This window comes from Prochlorococcus marinus XMU1412, assembly GCF_017696315.1.
Taxonomy (GTDB): Bacteria; Cyanobacteriota; Cyanobacteriia; order PCC-6307; family Cyanobiaceae; genus Prochlorococcus_A; species Prochlorococcus_A marinus_AF.
The window spans coordinates 16452-32228 of record NZ_JAAORJ010000001.1 but is presented as its reverse complement, the minus strand read 5'-3'; the positions used below and the strand labels follow the sequence as shown (position 1 = coordinate 32228).

Below are 15777 nucleotides of genomic sequence, written 5' to 3'. Positions count from 1 at the left end.
TATGTTCAAACATCCTTGAAATTTATGCCTAACATAAATCTAATCTATTATCTTTTTGCAGGTTGTCTTTTTGGAGCTTTAGCTCTAAAAACAGGTATTCCTGCGGCTCCCCTAGCGGGTGCTTTAATAGGCGCAAGCATACTTAGCATAAGTGGCAAAGTCGACATCGCAGAGTGGCCAATAGGAACAAGAACAATTTTAGAAATTGGAATTGGAACAGTCATTGGTACGTCATTAACAAAAGACTCATTAGTAGATATTCAAAATTTATGGAGGCCAGCTATATTAATAACTTTTACTTTAGTTATTACTGGATTAGCAATTGGATTATGGACAAGCAGATTACTTAATATAGATATCATTACAACAATTCTAGGTGCTGCACCAGGAGGAATTAGCGGAATGAGTCTTGTAGGGTCTGAATACGGAGTGGGGCCTGCGGTAGCAACTTTACACGCTGTAAGATTGATTACTGTACTTTTAATTCTTCCTTTAGTTGTGAAATGCTTGAATATATTTGGAGTGATTAAATCTTAAATTTCTATAGACATATTGACAATAAAAGATATTTTTAAATAGAAGATAAAAGCCAAATGCAAAGATTAAAAAAGAAAAAACTAATACCATTAGCGTTAGGAATTTTTGCTCCTCTAACCCTTACTACACCAAGAGTAAATGCAAGTGCATTTGGAGCAGAAATTTTTTGTACTATGAGAGATGGCGGAAATGACCATGAAAGTAGTTGGGATGCAGCTTACACATATATAAAAAAACAAAAAGGAGGATTCTTCAAAGTTTCACCTAAAAATGCAGCAGCGCAAATTACTGAAACAGTTATCAGAGAAAGAGAAAAATTTAGTTATTGCATTGAATATTTAGATAATCTTCATCCAAATAGAAAACTAATACGAGATTTAGAAAAAGAAGAAGAAAGAAAAGAAAAAGAAGCAATAGATAGAGAAAAGAAAAGAAAAAAATTAGAAAAAGAATTAGAAGAAGCTAATGAGGAAATTTCTGAAAATTTTTCTGATGAAACACTTGATAGATATAGTTATTAATTTAGATTTCAGAAAGATAATAATTTTTTCTAAATCAATTTAATAATATTTTGTATCTAAACACACTAAATCATATTTTTACTAAGAAATTTAGGCTGAGAAGCATAAATAAATGTTGACTTTTAATATATTCAAGGGATTATTTATTTAACTAAATATTCTGAATGCATATTAATGATGCGGTGTTTTTAGAGGATTTATGTCCTAAGTTCAGATTAAGACAATGGCGAAAATCTATTCATAATTTTACTGGAAAAAGTTGTATATATTGCGGAAACCCATCTGAATCTATTGATCATGTAATACCACGAAGCCAAGGAGGATTAAGTACAACAGAAAACTGCGTCCCTGCATGTCTTTCATGTAATGGAGATAAATCAGATAAAAATGCTTTATATTGGTATAGAAGGCAAAAATTTTATGATCCCCGAAGAGCAATGGCTATAAGAGCTTGGTTAGAGGGAGATTTAAGATTAGCTATTAGATTACTACAATGGGCCAATCCTCATTTTAAGGTAAAAAATAAAAATTACATAAATGATGAATCAGAATATAAAGCAGCTTGATTACAAAACATTACATATTTCTCTAGAGTTATAACTCTCACATATATTTTCTAATTCTTTTGGAGAATCTGGGAATATTAAAAATGTCGAAAATGCAATGAGAAAGACTAATAACTTTTGGTAGAATTTAAAACTAACTAAACTTACTTCTTTCTCTACAAGAAGGAGGTAACTTTTACTAATACGGAAAGTTTTTGATTTTAAATAGGGCTCAAAAGCTGTCTTCATCATTATTTAATACATATGTACTACTTTAAACCAGCATGAAGAAACCTGCAAGTTTACTCGGAAATAAAAATAAATTTTTAATTTTGGGATGTGGTTTCAGCGGTAGTTTTTTTGCAAAAACAATTAGAAAATTCGGTTGCAATGTTTTAACAAGCTCAAGATCTGCAAGCAAAGATCCAAATAGTTTTATTTTCAACAGTGAAAACGGCGTAGTTCCCGACGAAGAAATTTTTGATGGAGTAACACATATTCTTAGTTGCATACCTCCTGACAAAAATGGTAATGATCCCGTACTAGAAAGCCTACAAAGTAAACTGCAAGATTTACCCCTTGAATGGGTTGGATATTTATCAACCACAGGAGTATATGGAAACACTGAAGGTGGTTGGGTTTCTGAGATAGATCAGCCTAATCCTTTTCAAAAAAGAAGTCATAATAGATTAAATTGCGAAAAAAAATGGATTGAATCTAGTTTGCCCGTTCAAATTTTTAGATTACCTGGTATCTATGGACCTGGAAGATCCACGTTTGATGCAATCAAAAATCAAAAAATTCGAGTTATCTTAAAAAAATCTCAAGTATTTTCAAGAGTTCATGTTGCTGATATTACGCATGCGATTATTTTTTTATTACAGAATAAAGATTGTTTAAAGTTTCATCAAATTATAAATATTGCAGATGATGAACCCTGTTCTCAGATAGAAGTTATTCAATATTGCTACGATTTACTTGGTTTAACAATGCCAAAGCCCATATTATTTGAGGATGTAAAAGATGCATTATCACCTATCGCTCAATCTTTTTGGATGGAAAATAGAAGAGTTTCAAACAAACTTTTATGCAAAACACTCGGATATAAACTAATTTATAAAAACTATAAATTAGGCTTAAAAAATTGTTATCTGAACAGTTAAAAAAATAAATTAAAAGCTTTTTATGAATTTTCAAAATGCAAATGAAATATTAAAGGTAGTATTAAGCGTGGGAGATGAGTCAGGGATTGGACCTGAAACAATCTTAAAAGCACTTTGTTCTAGTCAGATACCCAAAAATATTGAATATATATTAGTTGGATCAAAAAAAAATCTACAAAATACATATAAATATCTCAGGTCATTAGGATTAGAAAACCTTGCGAATCCTAAAAATTTCAAAATACATGATCTAGAAATTGCTGCATCAGATAATGGCCCTAAATCAAGTTATGGTAATTCAAGTTTCCAATATTTAACAAAAGCAATAGATATTGTAAAACAATCTCCCAATTCGGCACTTGTAACTGGACCAATTTGCAAGAAATCATGGTCTCTTGCAGGTCATCACTTCTCTGGTCAAACTGAAGTACTAGCAAAATCATGTGGAGTAAAAAACGTTGGAATGTTATTTACAGCAAAATCTCCAATAACAGGTTGGAGATTTAATACTTTACTAGCTACAACCCACATTGCCCTTTCTGAGGTTCCCAATAAATTAACTAAAGAATTAATCCATTCTAAATTGGATCTTTTCAAAGATTTTTGTAATACCTATACTGATAAACCTACTTTAAAAGTAGCAGGATTAAACCCTCATGCCGGCGAAGAGGGTATTTTAGGTAATGAAGAAAAAGATTGGCTCAATGATGCATTAATCACATGGAATGAGAAAAATAGAGGTATTAGATTATTAGGCCCTTTATCTCCAGATAGTTGCTGGAATTCTTCCGTAAAAGCTTGGAGTGACAATAATGCTGATACGCACAATGGCATTCTTGCTATGTATCATGATCAAGGTTTAATACCAATGAAATTGATAGCTCTAAATTACTCAGTCAATACCACAATCGGGTTACCTTTTATAAGAACATCTCCGGATCATGGAACGGGATTTGATATTGCCGGCAAAGGAATTGCTCAATCTCAGAGCATGATTGAGGCTATTAAGACTGCCGTAGAAATGACTAACAATTCAAGACTGCTTAACACGCATTAAAACTTGACCAAATTCTACTGGTGTTCCATTTTCAACGAGAATCTCTACTATTTCAGCATTAAATTCAGATTCAATTTCATTCATTAACTTCATTGCTTCCAAAATACAAATAGTTTGACCGACCTTAACGTTATTCCCCACTTCGACGAATGGCTCCTCACCAGGCGCTGCAGCCCTATAGAATGTCCCAACCATAGGAGAAGTAATTTCAGTTAGATCAGAACGCCCTGGGGGCGCCACCTGAGGTGCTTCGGATTCACTGACAATTGGTATATTGCCATTATTAGTTTTTTGATCAACAATTGTTTGCTTATCAAATGAAGTATTTGAGACTAAATTATTAAAAACTTGGTTCTGATCAAATACATTCCTTTTTATTTCGAGTTTAAAATCTTCTCCCTCTAGTGAGAACTCTTGTATATCACTTTTAGAGATTTTCTCTATTAAGCGATTTAAGTCATCATGATCTAATTTCATAGCCATTAATTTTCACGTCCAAGATAACTGTCATTACGAGTATCAACTTTAATCATCTCTCCCTCAGAAATAAATAAAGGAACCATAACTTGAGCACCTGTTTCTAGAATAGCTGGTTTCGTGCCCCCACTAGCAGTATCACCTTTAACTCCTGGATCAGTCTCTGTAACTTTCAAAGTAATAGATATTGGAAGTTCTACTTCTAAAACTTTACCATTATGAAAAATTACATTAACCTCCATTCCCTCTTTCAAATACTTTGAACCTTTACCTATTTGTTCAGAGGTGAGTCTTGTCTCCTCAAAACTTGTCATATCCATAAAAACATAATCACCAGACTCCACATAAGTATGCTGCAGGTTAGACTTCTCAAGGATAGCCTGCTGTACTGATTCTCCGGCTCGAAAAGTTTTTTCAACTACGTTGCCGCTTTGAACTGATTTTAATTTTGTTCGCACGAAAGCAGAACCCTTGCCAGGCTTGACATGTAGAAATTCTACAACACGCCAAACTTGTCCATCCAATTCGATGGTAGTACCTGTGCGAAAATCGTTACTGGAAATCATTCCTGTATTACATCCCCAAGGATCATAAACCTGCAAGAGTGCTATGCAAAAATTCTTATCAAATCAGAACAAACTTTTTTTAATTTTATCGATTGTAATTTTACAGGTTTTTTTCTTAAAACCGATTCAAGTACTAGCTGATTTACCTACTGGAAATGCTGTAAAAGACCCTAGTGCAATCCTCAGAAACGCACTCCCTATCAAGCAAGTTGAGTTACAAGAACTTCAACATAAACTGGAAGATACTAGTGACCTTATCAGGGGAGGAAGATGGCCCGCTCTTACGAAAACTGTTACAAAATGTCAATCTTTACTAAAAAAATACCAGAGTAAAATTATTCAAGAATTACCAAACGATAAAAAGAAAATTGCTGAGAAAACATTTTTAGAACTCAAAGAAAATTTTGATAGTCTTCAAGATTACTCTAAATCAAAAGATAAATACTCATTTATAGCGACCCGAAGAGATTCTTTAGACAAAATAGGTGGATTAGAAGAATATTTTCTACCAAATGAATTTCCATACTCTATTCCCAAAGAATTTGATAATTTACCAAGATTACTGGGCAGAGCAAAAGTCAATATAAAGACCTCCAAAGGAGATATGCAAGCAATCGTGGATGGATTTAACGCCCCACTTACAGCAGGAGCATTTATAGATTTATCTTCAAAAAACTTCTACAAAGATTTACCTATAAACAGAGCAGAAGAATTTTTTGTACTGCAAACAGGTGATCCAATTGGTGAAGATATTGGTTACGTAGATCCTGAAACAAAAGAAGAACGTCATGTTCCCTTAGAAATTAGAATTCCTGATGAAAAAGAAACTTTTTATAATCAAACTTTTGAAGATTTAGGTCTTTACACAGAGACACCAACATTACCTTTTGCAACACTTGGAACTCTAGGATGGTCCCATTCAAATACCTCAGTTGATGATGGCTCATCGCAATTTTTCTTCTTTTTATATGAAGCAGAATTAAATCCAGCAGGTCGCAATTTAATTGACGGGAGAAATGCTGCCTTTGGTTATGTTATAGATGGATTTGATGTATTAGAAGAGCTAACTAAAGATGACACAATAATTTCAATTGATGTTTTTGAAGGGATTGAAAACCTCAAATTAAATGCATAAAGAACTATTAAAAGATATAGGAGAAAAAGAATTAATAAATAGGCTAGGGAAATTTATGCCTAAAAACCAAATTTCAGATGATTGCGCTTTAATCAAAACTAAAAATGAAAATTTACTTGTTAATACTGATTCTTTGGTGGAGAATGTTCATTTCAATGACATTACTATTTGTCCTAGGGACCTTGGGTGGAAAGCAGTTGTTAGCAACATCTCTGACTTATTATCAAGTGGAAGCAAGCAAACTATAGGTATTACAATTAGCCTAGTTCTACCTGCTAGAACTGAGTGGATTTGGGTTGAAGAATTATACAAAGGAATAAATAAAGCACTAAAAGAATATGGCGGGTTGATTCTAGGGGGAGATTGCTCAAAGGGAAATGAAAAAATAATTTCAATTACGGCCTTTGGTATTCAAGGTGAACTTGAATTACGAAGAAACGCTTGTAAACCAGGAGATATAATCTTAACTACAGGAATTCATGGTCTTAGCAAACTGGGATTTTTGATACAAAATAAAATTAATTTCGATAATGAATTTTCTCTTAATGAAAGATTAATCATTAAGTCTATTGAACATTTTTGTCGCCCTAGAGTTTACCCAAATTTTCTAAATAATCTCCTCAAAACTCGCTCCAATAAAAATATAACGAGAATAGGATGTACTGATAGCAGTGATGGCCTATTTCAAGCCTTACAAGATTTAGCAATAGCTAGCAACTGCAAAGCGATCATAAACTATGAAAAAATACCTAAAGATAAGGATTGGCCTAAAGGAGATAAATGGGACGAATACTATTTTTTTGGAGGAGAAGATTATGAATTAGTTTTCTCATTGCCCAAAGAATGGGCAGAAAATTTATCTAAACTTGATAAAAATATTAATAAGATTGGTTTTTTTACTGATGGTGAACCATCAATAGAATTCAAAGATTATAAAAAAAACAAATTAATTAACAACACACCTTTCAAACACTTTTAATTACTCCCAATTTTTAGCAACAATCTCTGCTAAATCTACAACTCTCTGACTATAACCCCACTCATTGTCGTACCATGCAAGCACCTTTACAAGGTTATCTCCGATACACATAGTAAGATCACTATCTACAATTGATGATTCATTTGTACCTGCATAATCGCTTGACACTAATGGTTCATCTCCATACTTAATAATGCCCTTCATTGAACTTAGAGATGCTTCCTTGAGGGCATTATTGACTTCTTCAGCTGTGACAGATTTAGAAGATTCAAAAACAAAATCTACTGCTGAAACGTTAGGAGTTGGAACTCTCATTGCAATTCCAGTTAATTTGCCTTTCATTTCTGGGTATACAAGAGCGACTGCTTTTGCAGCTCCTGTAGAAGTAGGAACTATGTTTGTAGCAGCGGCTCTAGCCCTTCTTAGATCTCTATGACTATTATCTAAAATTCTTTGATCACCTGTATAACTATGAATTGTAGTCATCAAACCTTTATTAATCCCAAAAGTTTGATCTAAAACTTTGACTACTGGAGCTAAACAGTTTGTTGTACAACTAGCATTACTCAAAATATCGTAATCTTTATGTTTATATGTATCAGCATTAACTCCAACTACATAAGTACCAACGCCATCCCCTTTACCAGGTGCAGTTAAGATAACTTTTTTTGCTCCTACCTCTAAGTGCTTACTTGCTCCTACGTCTGTATTAAATACTCCAGTAGATTCAATAACCAAATCTACACCCCAGTCTTTCCAAGGGAGATTCATTGGGTTTCTATCTGAGAAACATTTAATTGTTTTGTTATTAATTACAAAAGTATCATCAGTATATTGAATATCAACACCATCAAGTTGACCAAGGACTGAGTCGTATTTTAATAAATGAGCATTAGTCTTAGGATCTGATGTAACGTTAATTCCGACAACTTCAATATTGGTGTAAGCCCCTCTACTAAGCCAACAACGCATAAAGTTTCGACCAATTCTGCCAAAGCCGTTAATTGCAACACGCAAAGTCATAACTAATAATTTCTAAATGATTAACCTAAGTTGCTGATCATACTGAATTTTGTGCAATAACGTAAGGTTTTTTTGATTTATTAAGCAAATACGTCTAGTTTTGTATTAATTCAAGAAAATAAAAACATTTTTTTTAAGAAAAAATAGCAAAATTTTACTTAGAAGTTATTTTGATTTAAGTAAAAGATAAACATTGGATAAAAAATTACTTTTGAAAAGTCATTTTCATTTTATTGGGATCGGAGGTATTGGCATGTCAGCATTAGCAATGGGTTTACTTAAAAAAGGTTGTTCAGTTTCAGGATCTGATTTAGTTAAAAACGATGAAACTAATAAATTGGAGAAACTAGGTGCAGTAATCTTTACTTCTCAAGTTCGACAAAATATTGAATTTGTTACTTCAAAATTTACCAACAGATTGATTAATTTTGTTGTAAGCTCCGCGATCAAGCCAGAAAATGAAGAATTTTCGTATTGCAAAGAAAAAAATTTATCAATAAAACATCGTTCAGAGATACTTGCAATGCTAATGCGCACTTATACTGCATTAGCAATAGCAGGCAGCCACGGAAAAACATCAACTAGTACATTTCTTTCTACGATACTTGAGTTGTGCACGCGTAATTCTTCTTCAATAACTGGAGGAATAATTCCTATTTACAACTCTAATTGTCATCTAGAAAATACAAAATACTTAGTCGCTGAAGTTGATGAATCTGATGGGACTATTGACAAATATAAATCTGATATTGGAATAATCAATAACATTGATTTTGATCATTGCGATCACTTTTCTAATTTAAGTGAAGTCATATCTTCTTTTAAAAGTTTCGCTAAAAACTCTAAAAAATTATTACTTAATTTTGATTGTGAAACCTCAAGAAAAAATTTTCATTCTAATTGTAAGTGGTCAAACTCTACGGCTAAAAACGTAGCATATGCAATAATCCCGACTGAAATTAATTCAAAGTATACAATTGGAAAATATTATGAAAATGGAAATTTTATCAGTAATTTAAATATTCCAATTCCAGGACTTCACAATCTATCCAATATCACCGCAGCAATAGCAGCTTCCAGAATGATAGGAGTAGATTTTATAGAAATTAAGAAAAATTTAAAATATTTGAAACTGCCAAAAAAAAGATTTGAATTTAGAGGCCAAATAGATGAAAGAAGTTTATATGATGATTATGCTCATCACCCAAACGAAATAAAAGAGACGATTAAATTAGGAAGATTATTTATTAAGCAAAAAAATAATAATGAATTTCAAAAAAATAGATTAGTTGCTTTATTTCAACCTCATAGATATTCTCGAGTAAAGCAATTTAATAAAGAATTCGCTGAAGAATTATCAAAAGCAGATGTTATTTATGTAACAAGTATTTATGGAGCAGGAGAAGAAAACGAAGATAAAATTACTTCGAAAATTATTACAGATTTGATTTATAAAAAAAATAAAAATGTTAGTTACGTAAATAATTATTATGAAGTTACAAAGAATTTTTTCGAATTAACTCAAAAAGGGGATTTAATTTTGAATATGGGAGCTGGTGATTGTCATAATTTCTGGTCAATTTTAAATGAAAAAAATAATTAAAATTAATAACTAATTTATGAATAAAAAAATTTTTTCTGAAAACTGTAATTTAAGTAGTTATACAACTATAAAAGTGGGAGGAGTGGCTGAATATTTTGCTGAGCCAAGAAGCGTTGAAGAACTTTCATATCTAATAAAATGGGCTAATTTAAATAAACAAAGATGTCAAATAATTGGCGCAGGTTCAAATCTTTTAATAAATAATATTTTCATAAAAGGCTTAGTTGTTTGTACAAAAAAATTGAAATCACTAAAGATAGATCCATATTCAGGAATTATTGAAGCGGAAGCAGGTGTAATGCTCCCAACATTATCTAATTTTCTTGCTAAAAATGGATTACAAGGAGGGGAATGGGCTGTCGGAATTCCAGGAACATTAGGAGGAGCAATTTATATGAATGCTGGCACAGGTAATTTTTCGCTAGCAAAAAATCTTATTTCCGTAAAAGTTATTAATAATAAAACTCTTGAAAAACTTGAAATTGAAAAAAAAGCTATCAATTTTGAGTATAGATTTAGCTCTTTTCAAAGAAATGATTTATCAATTATTAGTGCAAGATTACATTTTGAACCTAATGGAAATATAGAAAAATTAATTCAAACAACCAAAAATAACCTTAAATTAAAAACAGAAACACAACCATATCATCAACCGAGTTTTGGTAGTGTTTTTAAAAATCCTGAAAATAATTATGCTGCAAAAATAATTGATGATATGGGTTTAAAAGGATTTAAAATTGGCGGTGCTGAAATTTCTACAATGCATTCAAATTTTATAATTAATAGTTCTTCAGCAAGTTCAAAAGATATTTATGAATTAATAACAGTAATTCAACAAAAAGTACTACAAAACAAAGGGATTTATTTGCAACCGGAAGTAAGAATGATTGGTTTTGACTATCCTAACTAAAGAAACGTTTTTACAAAATGGCGGGTTTTGGACTTCCTAACTTTGGACAACTTACAGAAGCTTTTAAAAAAGCTAAACAAATTCAGCAAGATGCTCAAAAATTACAAGATGAACTTGAAAATATGGAGATCGAAGGCAAAAGTGATGATGAGATGATAAAAGTTTGGATAAGTGGCAACCAACTTCCTTTAAAGGTAGAAGTACAAGAAAATATTTTAAATGCAGATAAAGAAAAAATAGAGCAAAACATTCTACAAGCTATTCAAAAAGCTCATGAATTATCAACCACAACTATGAAAGAAAGGATGAATGATTTGACTGGTGGATTAAATCTTAATCTTCCTGGTTTTGATAATAGTGACTCTTAGACGACTCAATCATTTCTTTATAAAAAGAATATCTTTCGAAGGATTTATTTAAATTACATCCCTCATCATTTAAATGTAAGCAGTTACGAAATTTACACTTAATTCCTTCTTCGATTACCTGTTTATATATTTCTGAATAAAGATTTGGTAACAACTTAATATCAACCTCTAGGGGTTGCATATTAAAACCAGGAGTATCCACAATGTAACTTTGATTCGACATAGAAAATAACTCAACATTTCGAGTAGTATTTTTTCCTCTTTTAATTTTATTAGAAACTGGAGAAGTACTATTTTGAAGACCTGGAATAATCATATTTAGCAAAGTAGTTTTGCCAACGCCTGAAGGGCCCATAAAAATTGAACATTCTTTTTGCTTTAACTCGGCTAATAAATTTTTAAAACAATCAGATTTCTGTAAATTTAAAGTTATTACTTGGTAACCCCATTTCTCAAATTTATCAAGTAGATATGATTTTCTTTTATCAGAAATTAAATCACACTTTGTCAAAACTAATGAGACTTCAACTCCCATTAATTCTGCTGATATCAAAAACCTATTAACTTGAGATAAATTTAATTCTGGTTCTTCAACGGAAAAAGTAACATATATGTTAGAAATATTTGCAACTGAGGGTCTAACTAAAAGATTTTTTCTTTTTTTTAGACTTGTTATCACTGCGCGTTTACTTTTAAAATCAATTTTTTCAATCGCTACTTCGTCTCCAACATAAATTAATTGATCCTTGAAATTTATAGATTTCTTAACCTTACATAAAAATTTCTCGCTATTTCCAGAGTTTTCTTGATTTTTTAAATCAACTAAAAAAAAATCATTAAATTTTTTTGTAACTAAACCTAAATATTTACTATTAATTTTCATTCAATATTTTTATTTTTATAAATTTTTCATTTTCTTTAATTTTTTTAAAGAACCATCCCATCTCTCTTAAATTATTTAATACCATTTCTTCTGGTTCACCTTTATCTAGTTCAACAATAAGTTGCTCATTTTTAGATAACTTCTTCAAAGCCAATTTAATTTTGACGACATTTAAAGGACATGGAACAGATTTAAGATCCAAATGCTTTAAAGAAGTCATGAAGATTCTTTACCAAATAATTTGCTAAAAAGTCCACTACTAGAATTAATATTTTTATCTGAATATTGAGAAGCTAAACCCTCTAAAAGCTCTCGTTCTGCATCGGTTATACGAGTTGGTAGTTTTACTTTTACTAAGACTTCATGATTTCCTCTCGCAACCGGATTACCAAGTCTAGGTACTCCTTTATTCTCAAGAGAAAGAGTTGTATTTGGCTGCGTACCACTTGGAATTTTTAAATTAACATCTCCATCAACTGTAGTGATTTTTACAGTGTCACCTAAAATAGCCTGTAAATAACTTACTGATATTTCTGAGTAAATAGTTACACCATCTCTTTTAAGTTTTGAATCATTCTTAACCTTTATAAAAACATAAAGATCTCCAGGTGGGCCTCCTTTCAAACCAACATTTCCCTCGCCGGAAACTCTTAATTTAGTGCCAGTATCAACTCCTGCAGGAATATTAATTCTTAATTTTTTTCTGACTTGCTTTACGCCATTGCCACCGCAAGTTACACATGGATCTGCAATTATTTGGCCAACACCATTACATGAAGGACATTCAGCTACTTGTGTGAAATTACCAAAAGGTGTTCTTGTAGCCCTTCTAACTTGTCCACTTCCACCACATGTTGAACAAGTTTTGGGGCCGGTTCCTGGTTTTGCACCTGTTCCCCTACAGACTTCACATGTCTCCAAATGAGGAATTTTAATTTCTCTTTGTTGGCCAAAAATTGCATCTTTAAAGTCAACATTAAGGTCATACCTTAGATCATCTCCTTGTTGAGGACCTCTTCTTTGTGTTCTTCCTCCTTGTGGATTTTGCCCCCCAAAGCCATTGAAAAAAGTTTCAAATAAATCTGCAAAGCCACCCATATCTCCCATATCAGGCATTCCAGCTGCACCACCAAGGCCAGCCTCTCCAAATTGGTCATATCTTGCTCTAGTTTCAGGATCAGCTAATGCTTCGTAAGCCTTACCAATTTCTTTAAATTTATCTTCCGCTCCAGGTTCTTTATTAACATCAGGATGGTATTGTCGTGCTAATTTTCTATAAGCCCTTTTTAAGGTATCCGCATCAGCATCTCTTGAAACTCCAAGTATTTGGTAAAAATCAGCCATTAGATAATGCTCAAATAAGAATTTGGAATTTATACATCTTCAGAAGTATTTGCCTCTGAATTAACATCCCCTTCAACTGTATCCTGTTCTACTTCCTGTTGTGAATTTTGTTTGCCAGGTCCCATAGAAACCTTAACCAATGCATGTCTCAAAACCTTACCTTCTAGATGATATCCTCGCTGTAATTCTTCAATAATAAAATCCTCTTCAAACTCTTCACTAGGTTCTCTTAATACAGCTTCATGCAAGTTTGGATCAAATTGCTGACCAACAACTCTCATGGGTGAAACTCCCTGTTGTTTTAAAACTTCTACTAGTTGTTTATACAATCCTTGATAACTTCTATGTAGAGCTTGAGCTTCTTCACTTTCTGGTTTAAGTTGTTGTCTTGCTCTCTCAAAATTATCAACAATAGGCAGTATTGCAGTTAAAGTCTTTGAAACAAGTTGGATTTTTAAATCGTCCTGATCCCTAGACTGCCTTTTTCTGAAATTATCAAAATCTGCAGAAATTCTTACATATTGATTTTTTAGTGTTTCATGTTCTTTTTCTAATTGTTCTAATCTTGCATCATTATTTGAGATAGTATTTTTTAATTCTTCAGTATTTATTTCCTCTGTTTTTGGAGAAGATAATTCATCAATTTCGGCAGTTGAATTTTGGGTAGATGATTTATCTTTAGGAGCATTATCCTGATTAGAATCATCATTTTTTTTATTATCAATATTGTCTGATTGATTTTCAATCATTTTTCATAAATTTAATAGAACTATTGTCCAATAAAGTGATGCACAAAACAAGTTGCGGAAGGCCGCACAAATATTTATTCAGGAACAAACCTTAATGCTAATCCATTGTTGCAGTATCTTTTGCCAGTGGGAAGTGGCCCATCATTGAAGACATGTCCCTGATGACCTCCACACCTAGAGCAATGATATTCAGTTCTAGGAACAATTAACTTGAAATCAACTTTTGTTTCTACTGATCCTTGAATTGAGTCCCAAAAACTTGGCCATCCTGTACCACTATCAAATTTTTTATCTGAGGAAAAAAGCGGCAAATCGCATCCTGCACAGTGAAAAATCCCTTTCCTCTTCTCATTATTTAATTGGCTGCTAAAAGCTCTTTCAGTCCCTTCCTCTCTCAAAATATAATATGATTCTGGACTAAGCCTAGCCTTCCATTCATCTTTTGATAAATTCCACTCTTCTTTAGAAGGCAGTGAAGATGCTAATACTTGCATGGGATTAAAGATTTTTTTTAAGATTGACATGGTAGGAATTAGAATAAAAGTTCTTCTTGATAGAAATTGATTCATATATTTAAATCACAAAAAAATAATGGATTTCACTAAGTCTAATTCTATTAAAAATATTCATAAATTAAGTATTGCTCCAATGATGGATTGTACTGATAAGCACTTCAGAATGATAATGAGAAAAATAAGTTCTAAAGCTCTTTTGTATACGGAAATGATTGTGGCCCAGAGTTTAGTTTTTACAAATAAAAAAGAAAATTTTCTAGATTTTAATGATGAAGAACACCCGATATCAGTTCAGTTTGGAGGAGACGATCCTAAAATCCTTAAAGAGGCAGCCCAAATGGCACAGGATTGGGGTTATGACGAAATAAACTTTAATGTTGGTTGTCCTAGTCCAAGGGTCTGTTCTGGAAATTTTGGCGCTTCACTTATGAAAGAACCTGAAAAAGTAGCAAAATGTATAGAATCCTTAAAAAATAATTGCAACTTACCAGTTACGATCAAACACAGAATCGGTGTAGATAATGATGATAGTTTCGTTAATTTAAATAATTTCGTAAGAATTGTCGCAAAGGCTGGTGCAGATAGATTTACAGTTCATGCAAGGAAAGCCATATTAAAAGGTCTAAATCCAAAACAAAATAGAACAATACCGCCACTTAATTATGATTTAGTAAAAAAATTGAAAAAATCAAATCCAGAATTATTAATAGAAATCAATGGAGGTTTAACAAATATCGATGAATCATTAAAGGCTTTGAATGATTTTGATGGGGTCATGATTGGACGGTCAATTTATAAACATCCCTTGAGATGGTCTGAAATTGATCAAAAGATTTATGGAATTAATAAAAAACCCAAATCTGCTTCAAATATTATATTCTCCTTAATTCCATACATAGAAGCGCATTTAAGTAAAGGAGGAAAATCTTGGGATATTTGTAAACATCTTATAAATCTAGTCGAAGGTATACCAAAAGCTAAAATTTGGAGAAATCATATTTCAAATAAATCTATAAAAAAAGAATTAAATATTGAATATCTATTTAAATTAACGACAGCACTTGAAGAAATGGGTTACTAATTTGTCTCGCTTGAAGCATCGCTCCCATTTGACACTCCCCTTTTTCTTCTGCTTCTACCATTTTCATATTCAGAGTTATCAGAAGAATTTCCATAACTTCTGTCTTCCCAACCTTCTGCTCCAGAAGATTTATTAGCGTTAGAGCTATTAGATCCATTATTGCCACCGCCGTAGCCGCCACCACCGTAGCCGCCACCGCCGTAGCCGCCACCATTATTGCCACCGCCGTAGCCGCCACCGCCGTAGCCGCCACCATTATTGCCACCGCCGTAGCCGCCACCGCCGTAGCCGCCACCATTATTGCCACCGCCGTAGCCGCCA

At 32.4% G+C, this 15777-nt stretch carries 19 protein-coding genes and 1 pseudogene; 11 read left to right on the top strand and 9 right to left on the bottom strand.

What is annotated here, in order from left to right; all coding sequences use genetic code 11:
• Nucleotides 1-24: 24 nt before the first annotated feature.
• From HA152_RS00165 to pdxA, 5 genes are all read left to right on the top strand, one after another.
• On the top strand, nt 25-537 hold the full coding sequence (locus HA152_RS00165; RefSeq protein ID WP_209132365.1) for an AbrB family transcriptional regulator: 513 nt from the start codon (nt 25-27) through the stop codon (nt 535-537).
• A gap of 56 nt (nt 538-593) precedes the next feature.
• Nucleotides 594-1058: a DUF6554 family protein gene (locus HA152_RS00160; protein WP_209132364.1), complete on the top strand. Its 465-nt coding sequence runs from the start codon at nt 594-596 to the stop codon at nt 1056-1058.
• 164 nt (nt 1059-1222) lie between these two features.
• Entirely contained in the window at nt 1223-1624 is a 402-nt protein-coding gene (locus HA152_RS00155) for an HNH endonuclease (RefSeq protein WP_209132363.1), read from the top strand.
• A gap of 263 nt (nt 1625-1887) precedes the next feature.
• Nucleotides 1888-2766 carry an SDR family NAD(P)-dependent oxidoreductase gene (locus tag HA152_RS00150; protein WP_209132362.1) on the top strand — a complete coding sequence of 293 codons (879 nt, stop codon included), beginning with the start codon at nt 1888-1890 and terminating at the stop codon, nt 2764-2766.
• A 22-nt stretch (nt 2767-2788) separates the two neighbouring features.
• A complete protein-coding gene (gene pdxA, locus HA152_RS00145) occupies nt 2789-3823 on the top strand; it encodes a 4-hydroxythreonine-4-phosphate dehydrogenase PdxA (RefSeq protein WP_209132361.1) in 1035 nt (344 codons plus the stop codon).
• Here pdxA and accB read toward each other — a convergent pair.
• Together accB and efp are read right to left on the bottom strand one after the other, a co-directional pair.
• The gene (accB, locus tag HA152_RS00140; protein WP_209132360.1) at nt 3800-4306 is read right to left on the bottom strand and encodes an acetyl-CoA carboxylase biotin carboxyl carrier protein; all 507 of its coding nucleotides are present in this window, start codon (nt 4304-4306) and stop codon (nt 3800-3802) included. The two genes, pdxA and accB, sit on opposite strands and share 24 nt — an antisense overlap.
• Nucleotides 4306-4866: an elongation factor P gene (gene efp, locus HA152_RS00135; protein ID WP_209132359.1), complete on the bottom strand. Its 561-nt coding sequence runs from the start codon at nt 4864-4866 to the stop codon at nt 4306-4308. The genes accB and efp overlap by 1 nt, the downstream gene beginning before the upstream one ends.
• Before the next feature lie 43 nt (nt 4867-4909).
• Here efp and HA152_RS00130 point away from each other — a divergent pair, with 43 nt between their 5' ends.
• Together HA152_RS00130 and thiL are read left to right on the top strand one after the other, a co-directional pair.
• Entirely contained in the window at nt 4910-6001 is a 1092-nt protein-coding gene (locus HA152_RS00130; protein ID WP_209132358.1) for a peptidylprolyl isomerase, read from the top strand.
• Nucleotides 5994-6980 carry a thiamine-phosphate kinase gene (gene thiL / locus HA152_RS00125; protein ID WP_209132357.1) on the top strand — a complete coding sequence of 329 codons (987 nt, stop codon included), beginning with the start codon at nt 5994-5996 and terminating at the stop codon, nt 6978-6980. The genes HA152_RS00130 and thiL overlap by 8 nt, the downstream gene beginning before the upstream one ends.
• Here thiL and gap read toward each other — a convergent pair whose 3' ends face one another.
• Nucleotides 6981-8003, bottom strand: coding sequence for a type I glyceraldehyde-3-phosphate dehydrogenase (gap, locus tag HA152_RS00120; protein WP_025941106.1), 1023 nt, complete (start codon nt 8001-8003; stop codon nt 6981-6983).
• A 193-nt stretch (nt 8004-8196) separates the two neighbouring features.
• Here gap and murC point away from each other — a divergent pair, with 193 nt between their 5' ends.
• The 3 genes from murC to HA152_RS00105 are packed head-to-tail and all read left to right on the top strand — an operon-like array spanning nt 8197 to nt 10884.
• Nucleotides 8197-9606 carry a UDP-N-acetylmuramate--L-alanine ligase gene (gene murC / locus HA152_RS00115; protein WP_209132356.1) on the top strand — a complete coding sequence of 470 codons (1410 nt, stop codon included), beginning with the start codon at nt 8197-8199 and terminating at the stop codon, nt 9604-9606.
• Between the two features lie 16 nt (nt 9607-9622).
• Complete coding sequence (murB, locus tag HA152_RS00110; RefSeq protein ID WP_209132355.1) at nt 9623-10516, top strand: UDP-N-acetylmuramate dehydrogenase; 894 nt, start codon at nt 9623-9625, stop codon at nt 10514-10516.
• 17 nt (nt 10517-10533) lie between these two features.
• Nucleotides 10534-10884 (top strand): YbaB/EbfC family nucleoid-associated protein, encoded by a 351-nt coding sequence (locus tag HA152_RS00105; RefSeq protein ID WP_025931188.1) that lies wholly within the window; start codon nt 10534-10536, stop codon nt 10882-10884.
• Here HA152_RS00105 and rsgA read toward each other — a convergent pair.
• The 5 genes from rsgA to msrB form a co-directional block, all read right to left on the bottom strand.
• The gene (rsgA, locus tag HA152_RS00100; RefSeq protein WP_209132354.1) at nt 10850-11767 is read right to left on the bottom strand and encodes a ribosome small subunit-dependent GTPase A; all 918 of its coding nucleotides are present in this window, start codon (nt 11765-11767) and stop codon (nt 10850-10852) included. The two genes, HA152_RS00105 and rsgA, sit on opposite strands and share 35 nt — an antisense overlap.
• The gene (locus HA152_RS00095) at nt 11757-11987 is read right to left on the bottom strand and encodes a sulfurtransferase TusA family protein (protein ID WP_209132353.1); all 231 of its coding nucleotides are present in this window, start codon (nt 11985-11987) and stop codon (nt 11757-11759) included. Before HA152_RS00095 ends, rsgA begins: the two co-directional genes overlap by 11 nt.
• Nucleotides 11984-13111: a molecular chaperone DnaJ gene (gene dnaJ / locus HA152_RS00090; RefSeq protein ID WP_209132352.1), complete on the bottom strand. Its 1128-nt coding sequence runs from the start codon at nt 13109-13111 to the stop codon at nt 11984-11986. The genes HA152_RS00095 and dnaJ overlap by 4 nt, the downstream gene beginning before the upstream one ends.
• A 29-nt stretch (nt 13112-13140) precedes the next feature.
• Nucleotides 13141-13860: a nucleotide exchange factor GrpE gene (grpE, locus tag HA152_RS00085; RefSeq protein ID WP_209132351.1), complete on the bottom strand. Its 720-nt coding sequence runs from the start codon at nt 13858-13860 to the stop codon at nt 13141-13143.
• Nucleotides 13861-13934: 74 nt separating this feature from the next.
• Nucleotides 13935-14429, bottom strand: a complete 495-nt coding sequence (gene msrB, locus HA152_RS00080) for a peptide-methionine (R)-S-oxide reductase MsrB (protein ID WP_079342540.1) — start codon at nt 14427-14429, stop codon at nt 13935-13937.
• A 22-nt stretch (nt 14430-14451) separates the two neighbouring features.
• On the opposite strand from msrB, the gene dusA reads away from it, so the two are divergent.
• Nucleotides 14452-15456 carry a tRNA dihydrouridine(20/20a) synthase DusA gene (dusA, locus tag HA152_RS00075; protein ID WP_209132350.1) on the top strand — a complete coding sequence of 335 codons (1005 nt, stop codon included), beginning with the start codon at nt 14452-14454 and terminating at the stop codon, nt 15454-15456.
• Here the strand turns inward: dusA and HA152_RS00070 are convergent.
• Nucleotides 15453-15777, bottom strand: a pseudogene (locus HA152_RS00070) (RNA recognition motif domain-containing protein); the annotation flags it as partial. The gene dusA and the pseudogene HA152_RS00070 sit on opposite strands and share 4 nt — an antisense overlap.

What these genes read in the sequence shown, in the direction of transcription:
- HA152_RS00165 (WP_209132365.1), top strand. Translation starts at nt 25, where the DNA reads ATGCCTAACATAAATCTAATCTATTATCTTTTTGCAGGTTGTCTTTTT.
- HA152_RS00160 (WP_209132364.1), top strand. Translation starts at nt 594, where the DNA reads ATGCAAAGATTAAAAAAGAAAAAACTAATACCATTAGCGTTAGGAATT.
- HA152_RS00155 (WP_209132363.1), top strand. Translation starts at nt 1,223, where the DNA reads ATGCATATTAATGATGCGGTGTTTTTAGAGGATTTATGTCCTAAGTTC.
- HA152_RS00150 (WP_209132362.1), top strand. Translation starts at nt 1,888, where the DNA reads ATGAAGAAACCTGCAAGTTTACTCGGAAATAAAAATAAATTTTTAATT.
- pdxA (WP_209132361.1), top strand. Translation starts at nt 2,789, where the DNA reads ATGAATTTTCAAAATGCAAATGAAATATTAAAGGTAGTATTAAGCGTG.
- accB (WP_209132360.1), bottom strand. Translation starts at nt 4,306, where the DNA reads ATGGCTATGAAATTAGATCATGATGACTTAAATCGCTTAATAGAGAAA.
- efp (WP_209132359.1), bottom strand. Translation starts at nt 4,866, where the DNA reads ATGATTTCCAGTAACGATTTTCGCACAGGTACTACCATCGAATTGGAT.
- HA152_RS00130 (WP_209132358.1), top strand. Translation starts at nt 4,910, where the DNA reads ATGCAAAAATTCTTATCAAATCAGAACAAACTTTTTTTAATTTTATCG.
- thiL (WP_209132357.1), top strand. Translation starts at nt 5,994, where the DNA reads ATGCATAAAGAACTATTAAAAGATATAGGAGAAAAAGAATTAATAAAT.
- gap (WP_025941106.1), bottom strand. Translation starts at nt 8,003, where the DNA reads ATGACTTTGCGTGTTGCAATTAACGGCTTTGGCAGAATTGGTCGAAAC.
- murB (WP_209132355.1), top strand. Translation starts at nt 9,623, where the DNA reads ATGAATAAAAAAATTTTTTCTGAAAACTGTAATTTAAGTAGTTATACA.
- HA152_RS00105 (WP_025931188.1), top strand. Translation starts at nt 10,534, where the DNA reads ATGGCGGGTTTTGGACTTCCTAACTTTGGACAACTTACAGAAGCTTTT.
- rsgA (WP_209132354.1), bottom strand. Translation starts at nt 11,767, where the DNA reads ATGAAAATTAATAGTAAATATTTAGGTTTAGTTACAAAAAAATTTAAT.
- HA152_RS00095 (WP_209132353.1), bottom strand. Translation starts at nt 11,987, where the DNA reads ATGACTTCTTTAAAGCATTTGGATCTTAAATCTGTTCCATGTCCTTTA.
- dnaJ (WP_209132352.1), bottom strand. Translation starts at nt 13,111, where the DNA reads ATGGCTGATTTTTACCAAATACTTGGAGTTTCAAGAGATGCTGATGCG.
- grpE (WP_209132351.1), bottom strand. Translation starts at nt 13,860, where the DNA reads ATGATTGAAAATCAATCAGACAATATTGATAATAAAAAAAATGATGAT.
- msrB (WP_079342540.1), bottom strand. Translation starts at nt 14,429, where the DNA reads ATGAATCAATTTCTATCAAGAAGAACTTTTATTCTAATTCCTACCATG.
- dusA (WP_209132350.1), top strand. Translation starts at nt 14,452, where the DNA reads ATGGATTTCACTAAGTCTAATTCTATTAAAAATATTCATAAATTAAGT.